The 19,260-nt window shown below is 67.2% G+C and carries 17 protein-coding genes and 2 pseudogenes; 5 read left to right on the forward strand and 14 right to left on the reverse strand.

The features are described 5' to 3' along the window. Positions 1 to 2: 2 nt before the first annotated feature. From PQI07_RS15710 to PQI07_RS15720, 3 genes are all read right to left on the reverse strand, one after another. Entirely contained in the window at positions 3 to 3,185 is a 3,183-nt protein-coding gene (locus PQI07_RS15710) for an efflux RND transporter permease subunit (RefSeq protein ID WP_043758674.1), read from the reverse strand. A gap of 4 nt (positions 3,186 to 3,189) precedes the next feature. Next, positions 3,190 to 4,308 carry an efflux RND transporter periplasmic adaptor subunit gene (locus PQI07_RS15715; RefSeq protein WP_274926926.1) on the reverse strand — a complete coding sequence of 373 codons (1,119 nt, stop codon included), beginning with the start codon at positions 4,306 to 4,308 and terminating at the stop codon, positions 3,190 to 3,192. Positions 4,309 to 4,524: 216 nt separating this feature from the next. Beyond that, positions 4,525 to 5,139, reverse strand: a complete 615-nt coding sequence (locus tag PQI07_RS15720) for a hypothetical protein (RefSeq protein ID WP_342462438.1) — start codon at positions 5,137 to 5,139, stop codon at positions 4,525 to 4,527. A 610-nt stretch (positions 5,140 to 5,749) separates the two neighbouring features. Between PQI07_RS15720 and PQI07_RS15725 the strand changes: the two genes are divergently transcribed. Beyond that, on the forward strand, positions 5,750 to 6,139 hold the full coding sequence (locus tag PQI07_RS15725; protein ID WP_274926927.1) for a hypothetical protein: 390 nt from the start codon (positions 5,750 to 5,752) through the stop codon (positions 6,137 to 6,139). Between the two features lie 339 nt (positions 6,140 to 6,478). Here PQI07_RS15725 and PQI07_RS15730 read toward each other — a convergent pair whose 3' ends face one another. Both PQI07_RS15730 and PQI07_RS15735 read right to left on the reverse strand, forming a co-directional pair. Continuing rightward, the gene (locus PQI07_RS15730) at positions 6,479 to 6,754 is read right to left on the reverse strand and encodes a hypothetical protein (RefSeq protein ID WP_139231657.1); all 276 of its coding nucleotides are present in this window, start codon (positions 6,752 to 6,754) and stop codon (positions 6,479 to 6,481) included. A 312-nt stretch (positions 6,755 to 7,066) separates the two neighbouring features. Then, positions 7,067 to 7,741, reverse strand: coding sequence for a Crp/Fnr family transcriptional regulator (locus PQI07_RS15735; RefSeq protein WP_043350376.1), 675 nt, complete (start codon positions 7,739 to 7,741; stop codon positions 7,067 to 7,069). Between the two features lie 185 nt (positions 7,742 to 7,926). Between PQI07_RS15735 and PQI07_RS15740 the strand changes: the two genes are divergently transcribed. Continuing rightward, the gene (locus PQI07_RS15740) at positions 7,927 to 8,727 is read left to right on the forward strand and encodes a pentapeptide repeat-containing protein (RefSeq protein ID WP_274926928.1); all 801 of its coding nucleotides are present in this window, start codon (positions 7,927 to 7,929) and stop codon (positions 8,725 to 8,727) included. 88 nt (positions 8,728 to 8,815) lie between these two features. Here PQI07_RS15740 and PQI07_RS15745 read toward each other — a convergent pair whose 3' ends face one another. Both PQI07_RS15745 and PQI07_RS15750 read right to left on the reverse strand, forming a co-directional pair. Continuing rightward, on the reverse strand, positions 8,816 to 9,700 hold the full coding sequence (locus PQI07_RS15745; protein ID WP_274926929.1) for an MBL fold metallo-hydrolase: 885 nt from the start codon (positions 9,698 to 9,700) through the stop codon (positions 8,816 to 8,818). Between the two features lie 140 nt (positions 9,701 to 9,840). Next, positions 9,841 to 10,626 (reverse strand): sulfite exporter TauE/SafE family protein, encoded by a 786-nt coding sequence (locus tag PQI07_RS15750; RefSeq protein WP_274927733.1) that lies wholly within the window; start codon positions 10,624 to 10,626, stop codon positions 9,841 to 9,843. Positions 10,627 to 10,840: 214 nt separating this feature from the next. On the opposite strand from PQI07_RS15750, the pseudogene PQI07_RS15755 reads away from it, so the two are divergent. Further along, positions 10,841 to 12,523, forward strand: a pseudogene (locus PQI07_RS15755) (bifunctional protein tyrosine phosphatase family protein/NAD(P)/FAD-dependent oxidoreductase). A 42-nt stretch (positions 12,524 to 12,565) separates the two neighbouring features. Here PQI07_RS15755 and PQI07_RS15760 read toward each other — a convergent pair. From PQI07_RS15760 to PQI07_RS15775, 4 genes and pseudogenes are all read right to left on the reverse strand, one after another. Continuing rightward, entirely contained in the window at positions 12,566 to 13,012 is a 447-nt protein-coding gene (locus PQI07_RS15760) for a YeeE/YedE family protein (protein ID WP_043385825.1), read from the reverse strand. Next, complete coding sequence (locus PQI07_RS15765) at positions 13,009 to 13,428, reverse strand: YeeE/YedE family protein (protein WP_274926930.1); 420 nt, start codon at positions 13,426 to 13,428, stop codon at positions 13,009 to 13,011. The genes PQI07_RS15760 and PQI07_RS15765 overlap by 4 nt, the downstream gene beginning before the upstream one ends. A gap of 104 nt (positions 13,429 to 13,532) precedes the next feature. Beyond that, positions 13,533 to 13,814 (reverse strand): annotated as a pseudogene (locus PQI07_RS15770) (ArsR/SmtB family transcription factor); the annotation flags it as partial. After that, on the reverse strand, positions 13,814 to 14,467 hold the full coding sequence (locus PQI07_RS15775; protein WP_043385835.1) for a peroxiredoxin: 654 nt from the start codon (positions 14,465 to 14,467) through the stop codon (positions 13,814 to 13,816). The gene PQI07_RS15775 and the pseudogene PQI07_RS15770, both read right to left, overlap by 1 nt. Before the next feature lie 419 nt (positions 14,468 to 14,886). On the opposite strand from PQI07_RS15775, the gene PQI07_RS15780 reads away from it, so the two are divergent. Beyond that, positions 14,887 to 15,441 carry a sigma-70 family RNA polymerase sigma factor gene (locus tag PQI07_RS15780; RefSeq protein ID WP_053611021.1) on the forward strand — a complete coding sequence of 185 codons (555 nt, stop codon included), beginning with the start codon at positions 14,887 to 14,889 and terminating at the stop codon, positions 15,439 to 15,441. Further along, the gene (locus PQI07_RS15785; protein ID WP_182591740.1) at positions 15,438 to 16,133 is read left to right on the forward strand and encodes an anti-sigma factor; all 696 of its coding nucleotides are present in this window, start codon (positions 15,438 to 15,440) and stop codon (positions 16,131 to 16,133) included. Before PQI07_RS15780 ends, PQI07_RS15785 begins: the two co-directional genes overlap by 4 nt. Before the next feature lie 91 nt (positions 16,134 to 16,224). On the opposite strand, the gene PQI07_RS15790 is transcribed toward PQI07_RS15785, so the two are convergent. The 3 genes from PQI07_RS15790 to PQI07_RS15800 form a co-directional block, all read right to left on the reverse strand. Further along, entirely contained in the window at positions 16,225 to 16,788 is a 564-nt protein-coding gene (locus PQI07_RS15790) for a fasciclin domain-containing protein (RefSeq protein WP_043350407.1), read from the reverse strand. 320 nt (positions 16,789 to 17,108) lie between these two features. Continuing rightward, on the reverse strand, positions 17,109 to 17,417 hold the full coding sequence (locus PQI07_RS15795; RefSeq protein ID WP_051044774.1) for an SCP2 sterol-binding domain-containing protein: 309 nt from the start codon (positions 17,415 to 17,417) through the stop codon (positions 17,109 to 17,111). A 49-nt stretch (positions 17,418 to 17,466) separates the two neighbouring features. After that, the gene (locus tag PQI07_RS15800) at positions 17,467 to 19,257 is read right to left on the reverse strand and encodes an acyl-CoA dehydrogenase C-terminal domain-containing protein (RefSeq protein WP_274926931.1); all 1,791 of its coding nucleotides are present in this window, start codon (positions 19,255 to 19,257) and stop codon (positions 17,467 to 17,469) included. Positions 19,258 to 19,260: the final 3 nt, after the last annotated feature.

Here is a 19,260-nt window from a genome sequence, read left to right on the forward strand (position 1 = left end):
GGTCACTCGGCCGGCATGTGCTCCTGCGTTCCGGCCGGCTCCGCCGCCGCGTCGTGCCGCGTCCCGTTCCCGCCCAGAAGGCCCCAGGCCCGCTCACGCAGGCTCTGGAACAGCACGTAGAGGGGCGGGATCACGAAGATCCCGATGAAGGACGCGGCGATCATTCCGCCGAACACGGGCGTCCCCACGTTGCGCCGCGCGAGTTGCGAGGCGCCGGCGGCGATGACCAGCGGAAACAGGCCGAGGATGAAGGCGAAGGAGGTCATCATCACGGGCCGGAAACGCAGGCGCGCGCCCTCGGTCGCCGCCTCGTGGAGCGGCACGCCCCGATCGCGCTGCTCCTTGGCGAACTCGACGATCAGGATGCCGTTCTTGGCTGCGAGTCCGATCAGCACCACCATGCCGATCTGCGCGTAGAGGTCGAGGGTGAGCCCGCCCCACACCATCGCCGCGTAGGCGCCCAGGATCCCGACGGTGACCGACAGCAGCACCGGGACGGGGATCGTCCAGCTCTCGTAGAGGCCGACCAGGAACAGGAATGCGAACAGGACGGCGAAGCCGAGGATGATCGCGGTCTTGCCCTCGGCCCGCTTCTCCTGGAACGCCGTGTCGGTCCACTCGCCCGCGAACCCCGCCGGCAAGGTGCGGCCCGCGACCGCCTCCATGGCGGCGAGCGCCTGGCCCGACGAGATGCCCGGCGCCGGAGAGCCCTGCACGGTGACCGCCCGCAGGTTGTTGTAGCGGATCAGCGCCGGCGGTCCGACCACGATCCGCGCTTCCGCGAGGGAGCGCAGCGGCACCATCTCGCCGTCCTTGTTGCGCACGTTGATGCGGTAGATGTCGTCGATCCGCGTGCGATCGGCGGCCTCGGCCTGGACCTGCACCTGCCACGTGCGGCCGAACAGGTTGATGTCGTTGACGTAATAGCCGCCCAGCGAGGCCTGCAGCGCCTGGAAAACGTTCTCCAGCGGCACCCCGAGGATCTGGACCTTGTTGCGGTCGATGTCGAGAAACACCGAGGGGTTCGTGGCCGAGAACGTGCTGAAGACGCGGTTGAGCTTCGGCTCGTCGTTCGCCGCCACGATCAGCCCGCGCACGACCTGGGCGAGGTCCTTCGGATCGCCGCCGCGCAGGTCCTCCAGGACGTAGGCGAAGCCGCCGCCGGTGCCGAGGCCGATGACGGGAGGCGGCGCCAGGGGCACCACGGTCCCGCCCGGGATGTCTCGGAACTGACGGCCGAGCCGGGCGATCACGGCCGCCGCCCCGTCCGCGGCGCCGGTGCGTTCCTCGAACGGCTTGAGGGTCACGACCAGGAAGGCCGCGTTGCCCTGCGAATAGTTGTCGATGAAGTTGAGGCCGATCACCGATGTCGTGTCGGCGACCACGTGCTCCTGCCGCAGGATCGCCTCGGCATGCGCCACCACCTCGGCGGTGCGTCCCACCGCGGCGCCCTCGGGCAGCTGCACCACGACGAAGAAGGCGCCTTGATCGTCCTCGGGCAGAAAGCCGGTGGGCGTCATCTTGGCCAGCTGCAGCGCGCCGTAGGCGGCCGCGCCGGCGAGTACGAGCCCGATCACCGAGAAGCGCACGATCCGCGCCACCACGGCACCGTAGCCGTCGCGCACCCGGTCGATCGCCCGCATGACGACGCCCATGATCCCGCGGCGGGGACCCTGATGCGGCCGCAGAAGCACGCCGCACAAAGCCGGCGACAGGGTCAGCGCGTTGACGGCCGAGATCAGCATCGCGACCGCGACGGCGACCGCGAATTGTCGGAAGAGCTCGCCGGAGATGCCGGGGACGAAGGCGACCGGCACGAAGACCGAGAGCAGCACCAGGGTGATGGCGATGATCGGCGCCGTGATCTCGGCCATCGCCCGCTTGGTGGCCTCCCGCGGGGAGAGATCGGGATGCTCCTCCATCACGCGCTCGACGTTCTCGACGACCACGATGGCGTCGTCGACGACGATGCCGATGGCCAGCACCAGGGCGAGGAGCGAGACGGAGTTCGCCGAGTAGCCCACCGCCTTCAGGGCGATGAAGGTCCCGATCAGGCTCACCGGCACGGCGAGCGTCGGGATGAGCGTCGCGCGCAGGCTGCCGAGGAACAGGAACACCACCACGACGACGAGCACGAAGGCTTCGATCAGGGTCTTGCGGACCTCGCGCACCGTCTCGGTGATGAAGGTGGTCGGGTCGTAGGTGACCTTCCAGGCGAGCCCCTCGGGGAAGGACTTGGCCAGCGCGCCGACCCGGGCCTGGACTTCCTTCAGGGTCGCGAGGGCGTTCGCGCCGGGGGACTGGTAGATCGCCACCACCGTGGCGGGGCTCCCGTTCAGCCGTGTCTCGCGGTCGAGATTGGCGGCGCCGAGCTCGATGCGGGCGACGTCCCCGAGCCGCAGCACGGACCCGTCCGGATTCGTGCGCAGGATGACGTTGCGGAACTGCTCCGCGGAGTTCAGGCGCCCCTGCGTCTGGATGCTGAGCTGGAGCTGCTGCTCGTCCGAAATCGGGCGTGCGCCGATCCGGCCCACGGGAGCCTGCACGTTCTGCGTGCGGATCGCTGCGATGACATCGCCCGTGGTCAGGTTGAGACCGGTGAGCTGGTCGGTCCGCACCCAGGCCCGCATCGCGTAATCCTGCGGCCCCCACAGGGTCGCGTCGCCGACGCCGGGCGTGCTCTTGATGCGGTCGAGCAGGTTGATCGTCACGTAATTCGAGATGAAGAGCGGGTCCTGCATGCCCTTGGGCGAGTAGACCGCCAGCACGCCCAGCAGCGCGGAAGATTTCTTCTTGACCGTGACGCCCTGCTTGCGGACGTCCTCGGGCAACTTGGCCAAGGCGATCTGAACCCGGTTGTTGACGTTGACGGCGTTGATGTCCGGATCGGTGCCGAGTTCGAAGGACCCGGTGAGCGTGTAGCTGCCGTCGTTGCCGCTGACGCTCTTCATGTAGATCATCTTGTCGACGCCCACGACCTGAGACTCGATGGGCTGTGCGACGGTCGATTCCACCACCTCGGCGGAGGCGCCGGGATAGGTCGTCGTCACCGAGACCTGGGGCGGCACGATGTCGGGGTACTGGGCCACCGGGATGGTGAACAGCGCCAGCGCTCCGGCGATCGACGTGACGATCGCGATCACCACCGAGAGGCGCGGCCGGTCGACGAAGATCGCCGAGACCATGGCGTCAGATCCTGCCGGCCGACTGGGCGATCGGGTTCGCCTGCACGGTGATTCCGGGCCGCACCCGCTGCAGGCCGTCGACGATGACGAGCTCCCCGGCCGACAGGCCCTCGTCGATGACGGCATCCGGGCCGGTACCGGCGGAACCGAGTTTGACGCGCCGGGTCACGGCCCGCCCGTCCTCGACGACGAAGACGTAGACCCCGCCCTGGTCGGCGATGAGCGCCGCTTGCGGGACGACGATCTTCTGCTCGGGCTCCCCAATCTGAAGGGCGACCTGGACCAGCTGCCCGTCGCGCAGCACGCCCGCCGGGTTCGGCATGACGGCGCGTACCAGGACCGTGTCGGTCGTCCGGTCGACGCTGATGTTGACGAAATCGACCCGTCCCACCTGGCCGTATTCCGATCCGTCCTGGAATCGGATCCGGATGCCGACCTTGCTGCGATCGGGGCTTTTCGCGCCCTGCTGGTAGCGCAGGAACTCGCGCTGGCTCACCGGGAAGATGACGTAGATCGGGTCCTGGCTGACGATCGTGGTCAGCACGCCGCTGTCGGGCCCGACGACGTTGCCCTTCGTTACGCTCGTTCGGCCGATCTGGCCGGCGATGGGGGCGGTGATATCCGTGTAGCCGAGGTTGATGCGGGCGGTCTGGAGATTGGCCTCGTCGCCCGTGACGGCGCCCTTCGCCTGATCGAGGGCGGCCCGTGCTTGATCGCGTGCAACGACGGTCCCCGAATTCCGGTCGAGCAGCTCCTGTGCCCTCTGCAGTTGGATGGCGGCCAGAGCCTGCGCCGCCCTGCCGCGCTCCAGGGCGCCTTCGGCTTGCCTGACGGCGGCTACGAACAGATCGCGCTCGATTCGGTACAGAGGGGCCCCTGCCTTCACCGGATCGCCCTCCTTGAACAGGACCGCCTCGAGATAGCCGGTCACGCGGGCGCGCACCTCGACGCGCCCCACCGCCTCGACCCGGCCGACGAAGTCCAGCGCCCTGTCCAAGGCCTTGCGCTGCGCCGTCACCGTTCCGACCGCCAGCGCGGCAGGGGGCTCTCCCTCGCCACGCGCCGAGGGGCCGGGACCGGTGATCAGCAGGGCAACCAGCACGAGAAGGGGGACGCGGACCATCGCAAAGCCTTGCCGCACCGTCTCACGGCTGCGGGGTGGTATTCTGGCAGCTTTCCGCGGGATCGCTTGATCGAGCAGGACGCGTCCGAGCCGAAGCTGCGGCCTCCCCCAGCGCGTTTCGGTCCGTGACCGACGCTCCCGCATGAAACGCCCCGTGCCAGGGTGAGCGTGGTCGTGCGCGCTGGCCGCGTGACGGCTGCTGCGACATCCGGCGCTTTAGCCCCGTCCGGCCTTGTCCTGATCCGGCAGGTCCAGGTGACTCCCGTCGCGAAACAAGAGCGCCTGCAACCGCCCAGGGCCGAGCACGCGGCTAAGCTCTCGAAACGTGAAATACGGGATCAGGGCGACGGTCATGATCAGGACGACGGACGCCCAGCCGAGGACGCCCCCGCCGCCGATCATCGGCACGCTATCGACCAGCGTCTTTCCCCGCCAGAGCCCGATTGCCATATCCTCAAGCGCGTAGAAACAGACCATCAGCAACGCGAAGAGGCCGGACCGGGTCAGGATCGGATAGAGCAGTGGACCGCTCCGAACGGCTGTCCGGGTGTCGAAATGCTCGGCAATCAGCATGATCTTCGCCAAGATCCACGCATTGAGGAAGGCCAGCCCATAAAATCTATAGACGATGCCGTGACGCGACAGGACGGCATGCTCGTGCAGGATCAGAATGCCAAATATGACCCATAAATAAACAAATATACCAATAAAACTTTTTAGTTCTGCTAAAATTCTTGTTCCGATGCCTTTCATTCGATTGCGGCGGATTGATTTCGGATGATTTGATCCGTCGGCATCGCCTTCCGAAATGCGAGGGTGTGAAGTAATCATGGTTCGATCCAGCGACCGAGCGTCAGACTATTGTCGGCGCCTTCGGGCGATGTGTCGTCCTTTTAAGGTGTTTCACGGTGAAGCCCGTCCGATGGCTCGCGTCTCGATCTATGCCTGACGCGGAACGGACGCGCGGCTGGATGCGACACCCGCCGGACAATTTTCGACAGGGTTCCTGTCTGGCCGCTCCGCGGTATTGGCCAAGTCCCATGTTGGATTTGACGCAGTGCGAGCCTGTTCAGGATTGCAGACATTCGCGTGGGCGGCTTGATCGGGTGAGACGTCGTGAATTCGAGGGAGCACCCGATTCATGGCGTGTCTGCTTTCCGGCTCCGATCGCGATCGTATGCCGGCCGATGTGGTTCGACCGCGCCATCCCGGCGTTCGGCAGCGCCGCTCGGCAAGGCGTTGCCGGGGTCTGACGGGTGCGTTGAACCTGTCGGAACGGCGCCGCGGACCGGTCTTGCCCCCGCAACATCCGGGCGCTGCCTGGGGGCGCCGACACCAAAACATCAAGATTGTCCCAAATCATCAAGCATCAAATTCGGCTTATCTCTATGTAAACATTCGTACTGATCGTGGCATTTGCTGCAAGGCTTCGGAGGGCGTCATGATTGCTCGTCGGTCACCTGCGCTGTCGGCCTTGTCCGGAGCCATGCTTGCGGCCGTAAGCTGCTTCGCCTGCTTTCCGGCATCTGCCCAACCGCTCATCGTCAGGGTCAATCCGCGTCTGGCCCAGCAAGGTGTCCTCATGTTCGGCAACGAACCCGGCACGATCCAAACGCTTTTCGAGACAGGGCCACGTTATAGCGACCCGAGCGGTGTGCGCGTCGGCCGGGGCAGTCAAATTCCGGGATGGCTGGAACTCGGATCGTTCCAAAACGTCGCGATGCCCGGCCTGAACCCGGTCGGCTACTACGGCTATTACATTTCTCCCGATGATCGCGCGGTCATCGTCGACCTGGATTCGCGTCAGGTCGTACAGGTCCTCCGTCGGTGAATAGAGGGACATGCCGGGATCCGCGGCGCCTGGAACTTCCCTGACGGGTCAAGTCGGGCGGCGCGCCGTCGAAACTCCCGGGGATGGGGCCACCAAGCCATTTCCAGCGCGACGAGGGCGCGAGCCGGAACAGGGGCCCGACCGACGGGATCGTTCGGCCGCCCGACCTTGCCGGATGCCCGGTCTTCGAGACGGGAAGCCGCTCTCCGCCCTGGGCCAAGGGTGGCCGATAACGATCCCGGATCGGCGCGCCGGTTCGATCGCATTGTGACGCCCGCTCGTCGCGAGGCAAAGGTCAAGCTTTGTCCGGCGACCCGAATTCGGGTGTCTCTCACAGGATCAGTGCAAGCGCTGACTGTGACGATGATAGAGATTGAACAGCAGCAAACCACATATCGCCGCTGCATTCACAAAGAGGGCCCAGCCATAGCTGCTGATATGGGGCGCCACAGGATACTCGATCGCGCCGAGGCCCAGCAGTAGGCCGAAGCCTGCCATGGCTGAAAAAATACCAGCGAATACAATCATATCCGCCTCCAAAAGTATTTTTTCCTTACGCTTCACCGTTCGAAGCGATTTCATTAAACTATTATCAGGGCGGACGAGCATACTCAAGCGGTGTTTGTCCGGTTCCACGAGGCGGCGCGCGCCCAGGGATTGCAGACATGCGAGCAGGGCCAAGCTGTCGCGACGCTTATGAAGTCTTCAATCCACCTTTTCTCGGTCTCGACCGTCGCGATCGGGGCGCGTGCGACGTTCAACCTGCGCCAATGATCGCACTGGCCGATACGAGGCCCCGCCACGCGTTGGCGCGTGACGGTCACATCCCGTGCCGGGCCAGCGCGAGGAAGTCATCGGATGGGACTGGAAGCGGCCGGTCCGTCCCGCAGGGCCCGCCTGCCAGGCGGATCCGAATGGCCCGGCAGGTCACCGCCGGCCGGCCGCTGCCAAGCTGGTTCGGTCGACGATCTCGACGGCACCTCGCCGCAACGCGATCAGACCGGCCTCGGCCCATTGGGCCAGGATGCGGCTCACCACCTCACGTACGCTACCGATGTCGTCCGCGAGCTTCTGGTGGGTTACCGCGGCCACGCCCTGCGGACCGGCTTCGGACAGAAGCCGCTGGGCGAGCCGCTGTTTGAGCGGCGAGAACGCGACCTCGTCGATCAGCGTGAACAGGCCGGTCATCAGCCGCGTGTAGTCGCCGAGAACAAAGCTTCGGAAGGCTGCGCTTTCACCCATCAGGTGTTGGAAGGTGCCAACCGGAAGGGCTGCGAGTTCGGTTCTCTCCTCGGCCACGCTCTGGGCCGGGAAAGTACCGCCGGACAGGAGGCACTGCGTCGTCAGCGCACAGGTGCCGCCCGGCCCGACCTTGTAGATCAGAACCTCACGCCCGCTCTCCGACATGCGAAAGATACGCGTCCGTCCTTCGAGACACATCAGGTAGTGGGCGCATTCGCCATGGAGTTCGTAGGCCGTCGCGCCGGCCTCGAGCACCGGGAATTGCACGGTGCCCCGCGCGATCTGAAGATGCGCGGAACTGAGCGCCTGAATCGGAGGAAAGCGCGCGATCCAGCGCTCGAGCTTCTGCGCGTCCGTCATGGCTGGCGTCGTTCTCCGGCCGTGACGACGGGCTGATCGTCCGGCACGTGGTGCGTGTTTCTCCCGCCACGTCGGACTTGTGTGACCGGGGTCACCGACCGGGCGCGGCGGCTCGGGATAGCATTGCGGCACACTGAACACGATATGGACGCCAGCGTTGCGTGGCGTCTGCCGGGAGTGAACCGATGCGCCGTCTCGCCTTCAGCTTCATGATCGCTGCCCTTGCCGCCGGCCCTGCCGCGGCCGAACAGGATCTGCTGCTCGGAGCCGACATGGCCTCCCCCGCGATGACGAAGGCCGAGATGGGCCGCGCCGACATCGAGGCGATGATCAGGGCCTCGGACGGCAAGCCCCTCGACCTGCACGACAAGGCGTTGTCGGGCCTCGACCTGTCCGGGCTGAACCTCCGGGGCGCCAACCTGCGGACGGCGCGCCTGAACGGCACCAATCTCCGCGGGGCAGATCTCAGCGGGGCGAACCTCGAACAGGCGTGGTTCCTGAAAGCCGATCTCTCCAGCGCGAAACTCGCCGACGCGAGGATGTTCGGCATCACCGCCCGGGATGCCAACCTGAGCGGCGCCGATCTCAGCCGATCCACGCCGATCGGCGACTTCAAAGGCGCCAATATGAGCGGTGCGATGCTGGTTGACCTCAAGGGCGGCGCCGACATCAGGAACCAGTCCATGGGACTGATGCGGGCGGTGTTCACTTCGGTGAACCTCTCGGGGGCGAACCTCAAAGGGGCCGACCTGGGCCGGTCGCGCCTGGAATATGCCGACCTCAAGGATGCCGACCTGACCGACGTGGTGCTGATGGGCTCGGACCTGTCCGGTGCGAACCTGACCGGTGCCACGGTCGCCGGCGCGGACTTCAAGAACGTCGATGTCAGCGGCGCCAAATTGCTCGACCTCAAGGGCGAGGCCAGCGCCAAAGGCTGGGCCCAACGCGTGAATGCCGACCGCGCCGTCACCCGGGTTTCTCCGTGAAGCTCCGATCGGCGGCCGCTCCGGCCGGCTCCGTGGATCGAGACATCGGAGGCCGTTGGCCGTCCGGGCTCACGAGCCCGACGCGCCCTTACAACCCGGCCTCGGCCCCGCCCTTCAGCTTGACCGGGATGGTCAGGTAGCGGACGCCGTTTGCCTCCGCCGGGGGGAACTTGCCGGCGCGGATGTTCACCTGGATCGACGGCAGCAGCAGGCGCGGCGCCGCAAGCGTGGCGTCGCGGGCGGTTCGCATCGCGGTGAACTCCGCCTCGGTCACGCCCTCCTTCACGTGGACATTGCGTGCGCGCTGCTCGCCCACCGTGGTCTCCCAGGCGTACACGTCGCGCCCGGGCGCCTTGTAGTCGTGGCACAGATGCAAGACCGTCTCGGGTGGTAGCGCGAGGAGCTTGCGGATCGAGCGGTAGAGGGCGTGTACGTCGCCGCCGGGGAAATCCGCACGCGCGGTGCCGAAATCGGGCATGAACAGCGTGTCGCCGACGAAGACATGGTTGCCGATGCGATAGCAGATATCGGCCGGCGTGTGGCCGGGCGTGTAGAGCACCTCGACGGCGAGATTGCCGATGTGGAAGGTTTCCCCGTCGGCAAAGAGGCAATCGAAATCGCTGCCATCGGTTTTCAGGTCCGTGGCATTGAAGACCGGACGGAAGATTTTCTGCACGTCCTTGATGTGCTCGCCGATGCCGATCCGCGCGCCGGTCTTCGCCTTCACAAAGGGTGAGCCGGACAGATGATCGGCATGGGCGTGGGTCTCCAGCGTCCAGACCACCGAGAAGCCCGCCTCCTCGGCCGCCTTCAGCATCGCCGTGACGGAGCGCGTGTCGACGCTGCCCCCATTGTGGTCGTAGTCGAGCACGGGATCGATGAAGGCGGCCTGTTTGGTCTCGGGATCGGCCACGATGTAGCTCACCGTATTGGTGGGCTCATCGAAGAAGGCGCGGAAGACGGGTTCGGTCATGTGATCTCTCCTGTCGGTGTCGGGCGTTCCGGGATTGACGCGTGGCGGATCTGGTTGCGGCAGATGCGGATCTCAGCGGACGTGGCGGCCGGGCTGGCGCCCGCCAGCCCGGCCCCGCGCAAGTCCCGCGCCCGCAACGCTCACGGAGCTGCGGCGAAGGCACTGCCATTGCGGTAGAGCATGAAGCCGGCGACGCCGAAGATCACGGTGGCAAAGACTGTATTCAGCGCGCCCTTGTAGCCGGCGAGTCGGTTGGCAAGGCGCATGCCGAGGACGCCGCCGGCAAGTCCGCCGGCTATGAACTCGCCCGCGACCGCCCAATCGACCAGGCCCGACAGGGCGTAATTCAGCGCGGTCGCGAGGCCGAAGGCGCCGACCGCGAGCAGCGAGGTGCCGACCGCTGTGATGAGCGGCATGCCGGTCGCGAAGACGAGGCCCGGCACGATCAGAAACCCGCCTCCGATCCCGAAGAATCCCGATAGCATGCCGACCGCAAAGGCGATGCCCACCACTCTTCCGCTCGGTGTCGGGCCGCAGCCGACCGGCTCGGCCGAGCCCTCCTGTCGTGTCCGGCCCCGCAGCATGTGGATGCCGACGACCACCATCAGAAGCGCAAAGAGGAACAGCAGGCGCTGTCCGTCCACGGCCTTGCCCAGGGATGACCCGACGAGGGCGCCCAGGATGCCGACGAGGGCGAAGACAAGGGCGCAGCGCCAGCGCACGTTGCCGGCCCTGGTGTGCCCGATGAGCGTCAGGAACGCGTTGGCTGCGACCGCGAGCGCTCCTGTCCCGATGGCGAGGTGCGGTTGGGCAATGCCCACCACGTAAAGCAGCAGCGGCGTTGCCAGGATCGAGCCGCCGCCGCCGATCAGCCCGAGCGTAAATCCGACCCCTGCGCCGGAAAGAACAGCAGGAAGAGCACTCATCTGCAGTGTCTTCCGATCTTCCGCTAAACCGACATCCGACGGGTGGCAGGGCAGGACGCGCCTTGAGCCGTCGCTCATTTCACTTAAGAATATATCGATAGGCCCGAGCCTGACTCTCTCCGCGCATATGACGGTCCGTTGCCGCTGCTGTCAATATGTTATCTTATCGATTCAGCCTATCATATACGTATAATATAGAATGATGGATGCGACGATGGAATCAAAGCGCCTGACGCCGGATCTATCGGTCGCGGGGCAGATCTTTCCTGCCGATCTCGTGCATATCGCGCAGGCCGGCTTCCGGGCCGTAATCTGCAATCGCCCGGACGGAGAGGGCGTGGATCAGCCGAATTTCGCGGAGATCGAGGCCGCTGCTCACGCCGCGGGGCTCGAGGCCCACGATCTGCCCGTCGTGTCCGGCAAGGTCTCCGACGAGAACGCGGCGGCATTCGGCGTCGCGCGCGCGGCGCTGCCCAAGCCTCTCCTCGCCTATTGCCGCACGGGAATGCGTTCGGCGACGCTGTGGTCGTTCGACGAGGCGGCCCGCGGCCGTCCTCTGCCGGAGATCCTGTCAACGGCGAAGGCAGCCGGCTACGACCTGTCCGGCGTTGTCGGGCGCATCGCCGCGGGCGGCCGCATCCGGAAGGCATCGGCCGATCTGTTCCACAGCGTGGTCGTCATCGGCGGTGGGGCCGGCGGCATCGCCGTGGCGGCCAGTCTCAAGGCGCGCAAGCCCGATCTCGACATCGCGCTGATCGAGCCCGCCGATGTGCACTATTACTAGCCAGGCTGGACCATGGTCGGCGGCGGAATCTTTTCGCCCGCCGTCACAGCCAGGACCATGGCCTCGCTGATTCCCACAGGCGTATGCTGGATCAAGGACGCTGTGGCTGCCTTCGAGCCGGATCGGAACACCGTGATCTTGGAGGGGCACCAAACTGTGCGCTACGATCGACTCGTCGTCGCGCCCGGTCTGACGCTCGATTGGGCCGGTGTCGCGGGGTTGACCGAAACCCTCGGGCGGAACGGCGTCACCTCGAATTACCGCTACGATCTGGCGCCCTACACCTGGGAACTCGTACAGACCCTGCGCGCCGGCCGCGCCCTGTTCACGCAGCCGCCCATGCCGATCAAATGCGCCGGCGCGCCGCAGAAGGCGATGTATCTCTCGGCCGATCACTGGCTACGCCAGGGCCGGCTCAAAGATATCGACGTCGAATACTACACGGTCAGTCCGGCGCTGTTCGGCGTCGAGGATTATGTCCCCGCATTGATGACTTATGTGAATCGTTACGATGCGCGCCTGAACTTTCGCCATACGCTGACGCGGATCGACGGCCCCGCCAAGCGCGCGTGGTTCTCCCGCCAGACCGAGACCGGCATCTGCGAGACGATCGAGACCGATTTCGACATGATCCACGTCGTGCCGCCGCAACAGGCGCCCGATTTCATCCGTGCGTCCCCGCTCGCCGACGCGGCCGGCTGGATCGCCGTTGATCCCGCGAGCCTGCGCCACGCGCGCTTTCCCGCGATCTACGCCTTGGGCGATGCGATCGGCGCTTCCAATGCCAAGACGGCCGCCGCCGCGCGCAAACAGGCCCCGGTCGTAGCCCACAATCTCCTCGTCGAGATGGGGCATCTGCGCGGGGCCGAAGTCGCCTACGACGGCTACGGGTCGTGCCCCCTGACGGTTGAGCGCGGAAAGATTCTGCTCGCGGAATTTGGATATGGCGGAACGCTGATGCCGAGCTTCCCCGCTTGGCTGATCGACGGCACGAAGCCGAGCCGCGTGGCGTGGCTGCTCAAGGAACGGATGCTGCCCCCGCTGTACTGGAAGGCTATGCTGAAGGGCCGAGAGTGGATGGCGAAACCGCAGCGAGCCGAACGGACCGCCTGATCGGGGAGGCCGGTGCCCGCCTACGGGCTGGCGCCTCCGCCCTCAGCGGCTCACCGTGATCGGTCCCGTCGAGCGCGGGGCGGTGAACCGAAAGAGCAGCATCCCGGCGAGCATCGCCGCAACGAACAGCGCGACCTCCGGCAGGCCGAGTGTTAGACCGGCCAGGGCCGGGCCGGGGCAGAAGCCGGCGAGTCCCCAGCCGATCCCGAACAGGACGGCGCCCCCGAGCAGGCGGGCATCGACGCTCCGGTTCGCCGGTATCTCGAACCGGTCCGCGAGGGCAGGCCGGGGCATCCGGGCCTTGACCGCGTAGCCGAGGGCCGAGACGCCGACGGCCCCGGCCAGGACGAAGGCGAGGCTGGGATCCCAGGCCCCCGCGACATCGAGGAAGCCCAGCACGCGTGCGGGGTCCATCATGCCCGACAGGGCGAGCCCCGCTCCGAAGAGCAGGCCGCTCGCGAAGGCTGCGAGGAGGCGCGGGGTGTTCATCGGACCAGGCCGTGCCGAATGAGGAAGACGGTGATGATCGCGGCGGCCATGAACGTCGCGACTGCTGCGAGGGAACGCGGCGAGAGCCGCGCGAGGCCGCAAACCCCGTGGCCGCTGGTGCACCCCGACCCCAGACGCGTCCCGAACCCGACCAGAAGCCCGGCCCCGACAAGCATCGGCCAGGAGGCATCGATGCGGATTTGCGGCCAATGGCCCGCCGTCGCTCTGAACAGGGCAGGGCCGGCGAAGAGGCCCACCAGAAAGGCCACCCGCCAAGCCCAGTCCCGAGAGCCCGGGCCGAGCAATCCGCCGACGATGCCGCTGATCCCCGCGATACGGCCATTGGCGAGGAGCAGTAGGGCCGCCGAGGCGCCGATCAGGGCACCACCGGCGAGGGGGGCGAGAAAGGCATTCATGGCGCGTCTCCGATCTGGCCGAACATCGCGGCCTGCCCGAGGGCCCGTTCGCGCGCGTCGGGGCCGCGCGCCGCCAGGCGCCGCTGCGGGCGGTTGACGATCAAGATATCCTCGATCGCATCGAGGAGCGCACGCGTGCGGGCCTCCGTCAGGCTGTAGAATACGACCTTGTGCGCGCGCCGTGTGGTGACGATCCCGGCGTTGCGTAATTCGCCGAGCTGCTGCGACAGGGTCGGCTGACGGATGCCGAGGCGCTGCTCGATCTCCGAAACCGAGTGCTCGCCGTCCGTCAGCAGGTAGAGGATGCGCAGCCGGTTAGGGTTTGCGACGAGCTTGAGCAACTCGGCGGCCGCGCTCGCCTTGGTCTCGTCCGTGCCGGGTGCCATCAGACGCTTTCCAACCTGTAATACCAGTCGGTCCCGCAGCCGCCGATCTCTTCGCTCGTCATCGGTGGATTCGCCAGCACCGGCTCGCCCGGTTGCCATCCCTCGGGCGTCGAGACGTCGGCTGCGTCGGAGGCCTGAAGCGCCCTCACAAGCCGCAGGATCTCGGCGACGCTGCGCCCTACCGTCAGCGGGTAGGTCACGAGGGCGCGCACGATCCCCTCCGGATCGATGACGAACGTGGTGCGTACCGTGGCGCTCGACGCCGCTCCCGCCGGCAGCATGCCATAGGCACGGGCGATGCCCATGGCCGGATCCTCGACGATCGGGAACGGCATCCGCACACCGAAACGCTGCTCGATGCTCTGTTGCCACGCCAAGTGCGACGACAGGCTGTCGACGGAGAGGGCGAGGAGGTCGCAATCCAGGGCCTGGAAAGCCTCGTGGGCCCGGGCGAAAGCCACGAACTCGCTGGTGCAGACCGGCGTGAAGTCCGCGGGATGCGAGAAGAACACCAGCCAGCGGCCCCGATAGGACGACAGCGTGCGCGGGCCCATCGTGGTGCGGGCCCGGAAGTTCGGTGCGCCGTCCCCGATAATGGGCGGGCCGGCGGGGTGAGGCACAGCGGTGACGCCACTGTCGATATCGATAGCCATGAAGCGACCTGAGGGAAGCGCGGCTCTGACCGCTTACGGGTCGAACCGGTCAATCTCGATTTTATATGGATCACTGCTTCAGACAACGCGAAATATGGATTGACGCACGGGCGATGCCGGGAGGGCCATGGCTCAGTGTCCCGCGCCGCGTCTGGGACGATTCGAGGCTTACGCGAATTTGCGCCGCGAACCGGCCTTCAGCGAAGATCGATCTCTCTCTCCCCCTCTGGTTGGCCATTCCGGCAGCGGGCGAACAAGCACGCCGACGCCCTGTGACCTGGACCGGCGGCCGGATCGTCCGTCTGTGGCGCCCCCTCCGGCCGCATGCGAGGGGGGATCGTCAGAGTCCCGAGGCTTGGTCTAAGAGCATCATCCGGGAGGGCGTCCGATGGCAGGCGCCTCGAACTATGCGGGGGCCCATGTTGGCCGACGACGCCACGCTGCGCCGGCTGCTTGCAGGAATCGCTCGAGGTGAGGCGGACCGGCTCGCTGAACTCTACGATGTCTCAAGCCCGAAACTTTACGGGCTGATCCTGCGTATCCAACGCGACCGCGGCTTGGCCGAGGACGTACTCCAGGACGTCTACATGCGGATCTGGCAGGCAGCGGGCAGCTATCGGCCGGAAGCCGGGCCGCCGCTGCCCTGGCTTATTACCATCGCACGGAACCGCGCCATCGATAGCGTACGCCGGAAGGCGGAGGTGCAGGGGCCGGAATTGGACAGCGGCGAGGATTGGGTGGACCTGCTGATCGATCCGCACGACGAGGCGGGCGCGTTTCAAGACCGCAATGCCCTCGTGGCATGTCTCGGCCGACTCGAACCGTCGCACCGGGATTGCGTCGTGCTGGCCTATTGTGAGGGGCGCTCGCGTGAGGAACTGGCCGCACGGTTCGATCGTCCCGTGAACACGATCAAGACCTGGCTCCACCGGGCGCTCGGCGCCTTGAAGACCTGCCTGGAGACGGTGTCGTGAGCGGTACGAGGGCGCCAGACCCCGACGATCCCGATCTGCGTGCTGCCGAGTACGTCCTCGGAACGCTCGACGCGCAGGAGCGTGCGGCCATGGAGGGCGAGGCCGCGCGCGATCCGGTCGCACGGGCACGGATCCAGGCTTGGGAACGCCGCCTCGGCCCGCTCGCGATGGTGATCCCCGTCGAGACACCGCCGCCGCATGTCCGCGCTGCACTCTTGCGGAGGCTTCCGGCGGCGGGACGCGCGGAGTTGCATCAAATCGAAGCCCTGCGCTCCCAGCTTCGGCGGTGGCGAGTCGCCGCGGGCGGGGCCGGGCTGCTGGCGGCTGGCCTCGCTCTGGTCCTGACGCTCGGACCCTGGCAGAGGCCGTCGGATGGCCGCTATCTGGCCGTGGTGCAGGGCGGGGGTACGCTCCCGGCGCTGATCGTGCGCGTCGATACGCGCACCGGCGTCGCAATGGTGAGGCCCGTCAGCGCCGAGGCACCCGCGGATCGAAGCCTGGAAGTGTGGTATGTCGGTGCCCAGGGGCCGCGGCCGCTCGGCCTTGTCGGCACGGCGGCGAGCCAGATGAGGCTGCCGGCGGGGGCCGCTCCGGATGGCGTGATCGCGGTCTCGGTGGAGCCGCCCGGCGGCTCGCCCACCGGCCAGCCGACCGGTCCGGTGGTCTACACCGGCAAACTCATCGCGGACTGACGCGATCTCGGCAGCCGCAGCGGTCAACGTTTGCGAGAAATCGGCGTCGGCAGCCGGATCAGGGCCGCCGACGCCGGACCGTCCGGGTGGATCAGGGCATCAGCACCGCATTGACGACGTGGATGACGCCGTTCGATTGCATGACGTTCGGAATGGTCACCGTGGCGGTGTTGCCCTTCACGTCGGTCACATAGACCTTCTTGCCCTGCACCTCGACGGCGAGAGGCTCGCCCGCCACCGTGGTGAGCGTGCCCTGTCCGCCGCCCTTCTTGGCGAGCGCCATCAGATCCTTGGCGGTGTAGACACCCGGGACCACGTGGTAGGTCAGGATCTTCGTCAGCGTCGCCTTGTTCTGCGGCTGGACGAGGTTCTCCACCGTGCCCGGCGGCAGCTTGGCGAAGGCGGCGTTCGTGGGGGCGAACACCGTGAACGGACCCGGACCGTTCAGCGTGTCGACCAGGCCGGCGGCCTTCACGGCGGCGACCAGCGTGGTGTGATCCTTCGAGTTGACCGCGTTCTCGACGATGGTCTTCTGGGCGTACATCGGCGCGCCGCCGACCATCGGGTTCTTGGCGTAGGCTGCGCTGCTCGCTCCGAGACCGAGCGCGAGGGCCAGAGCAAGCGCCTTCATGCGGTGGCTGTTCGCTGTGGGCATCGTTTTTCCTTCCATCCGACCCCGACGCAGGGGTAGCACCCGCCCTTACGGGGGCGTCGGACGGAAAGTTTCGTAGCGGCCGCAGACCGGCGCCGGTCGGCTCGGCGGCGCTCTCCCTTAATGGGGGCATGGCCATCGTCGTGTCGGCGATGGGCCCCCGGAGCCGCAGGCCTTCACGCGGGTCTCGATGTCGCCACCGCGACCCAAGCGGCGGGCACCTGCACCGCCACGGCTCATTCTTCGGACGGTCTCGCGGATCCTCCGGTGGCGCCTCCCGCGATGGCCGGGTGCGGATGAGGGGGGCGCACCCGCAGGAACGGCTACTGATCGAGCAGACCGGCGAGCTTCAGCGCCACGCCCTGCGAGCCCTGCACCTTCAGGCGGCCGGTCGAGAAGGCCATCATCGGGCTGAGCCGGCCCTCCACGAGCTTGAGCAGATTGTCGGAACTCAAGCGCATCACGGCATCGGCCTCGCCCTCTTCGGCGATCGACACGGCGACCGTGCCGCCGGTCGCATCGAGCAGGATGCCGCCGCCATCGGTGAGGTCGAACCGCACCCGGTATCCGAGCGCGCTCAAGGCCCCCGACCGTTCCTCGATCGAGTCGACCAGCAAGCCGAGATCCGCCATCCGTTCCACTCCATCAGTCGCATGAGGATTCCCCGGAGGTCCGGGGCGGTCAGAACATCGCCTCGTCGAGGGCCATCATCGCGCCCTTGCCGGACTTGATCGCCGCCAGCAGGCCGGCAACCTGGGGCAGGATGCGCTCGATGAAGAAGCGGGCGGTGGCGAGCTTGGCCTCGTAGAAGTCCCGCTCCGGCGTTCCGTCGGCCAGCGCCGCCTGCGCCACCTTGGCGGCGCGCACCCACATGAAGCCGAGCGCCACTAGGCCGAACAGCCGCAGATAATCGGTCGCGGCGGCGCCGGCCTCGTCCGGATCCTTGAGGCCCCGTTGCGCGATGTGGGCGGTGGCGAGCTGGAGCGCACCGAACGCCTTGGACACGGGCAGGGCGAGGGGCGCCAGGGCATCGTCCTCCAGCGCCGCGTCGAGGAAGGCGAGGACCGGGTGGAAGAAGCCGCGCAGCAGCCGGCCGGCATGGGCCGGGAGCTTGCGGCCGACGAGGTCGAGGGCCTGCACGCCGTTGGTGCCCTCGTAGATCATCGAGATCCGGGCATCGCGGACATACTGCTCCATGCCGTGGTCCCGGATGAAGCCGTGGCCGCCGTAGACCTGCAGGCCGATGCTGGCCGCCTCGAAGCCGAGATCGGTGAACAGCGCCTTCACCACCGGCGTCATCAGGGCCGAGAAATCCTCCGCCCGCCTCCGTTCGGCCGGATCGGGATGGCGCTCCATCACGTCGAGGCTTCGGGCGACCCAGCCGCCGAGCGCCCGGGCGCCCTCGTTGTAGGCGCGGATCGCCATCAGCATGCGCCGCACGTCCGGATGTACGATGATCGGGTCTGCGGCCAGGTCCGGCCGCTTGGCACCCGAGAGCGCGCGCCCCTGCAGGCGCTCGCGGGCATAGGCGACGGCGCCCTGGTAGGCCGCCTCGCCGGCGCCCAGCCCCTGGATTCCCACCGACAGGCGCTCGCTGTTCATCATCGTGAACATCGCGCGCATGCCCTTGTGCGGCTCGCCGACGAGCCAGCCGACGGCGTCGTCGAAGGAGAGCTGGCAGGTGGCCGAGGCCTTGATGCCCATCTTATGCTCGAGGGCGCTGCAGGTGACGCCGTTGCGCGCCCCCGGCGTCCCGTCCGGCGCGGGCAGGAATTTCGGCACCAGGAACAGGCTTATGCCCTTCACGCCCTTGGGGGCATCGGGCAGCCGCGCGAGGACGAGGTGCACGATGTTCTCGGTGAGGTCGTGATCGCCCGCCGAGATGAAGATCTTCGAGCCGGTGATCCGGTAGGAGCCGTCGTCCTGCGGCACCGCGCGGGTCCGCAGCAGGCCGAGATCCGTGCCGCAATGGGCCTCGGTCAGGCACATGGTGCCCGACCACGTGCCGTCGACGATCTTGGGCAAGTAGGCCGCCTTCAGCGCCTCCGACGCATGACCGGCGATCGCCTTGTAGGCACCGTGGCTCAAGCCCGGATAGAGCCCGAAGGACAGGTTGGTCGAGCAGATCATCTCCTCGACGAGCTTGTTGATCGTCTCCGGCAGGCCCTGGCCGCCATAGGCGGGGTCGGAGCCCATCGCGGTCCAACCGCCCGCGCGGAACGCCGCGTAGGCCTCGGGAAAACCCTTCGGCGTCCGGACGACGCCGTTCTCCAGGCGGCAGCCCTCCGCGTCACCGGAGGCGTTGAGCGGCAGGAGCCGCTCGGTGCAGAACTTCGCCGCCTCCTCGAGGATGGCGTCGGCGACGTCGGGCGTGATCTCCTCCAGGCCGGGCAGCGGCTCGGAACCCGGATCGGCGTGCAGTTCGTGGAGCACGAAGCGCATGTCGCGCAGCGGGGCCTTGTAGGTCTGCATGAT

The sequence above is a fragment of the Methylobacterium sp. 092160098-2 genome (assembly GCF_028920805.1).
In the GTDB taxonomy this organism is placed as follows: domain Bacteria; phylum Pseudomonadota; class Alphaproteobacteria; order Rhizobiales; family Beijerinckiaceae; genus Methylobacterium; species Methylobacterium fujisawaense.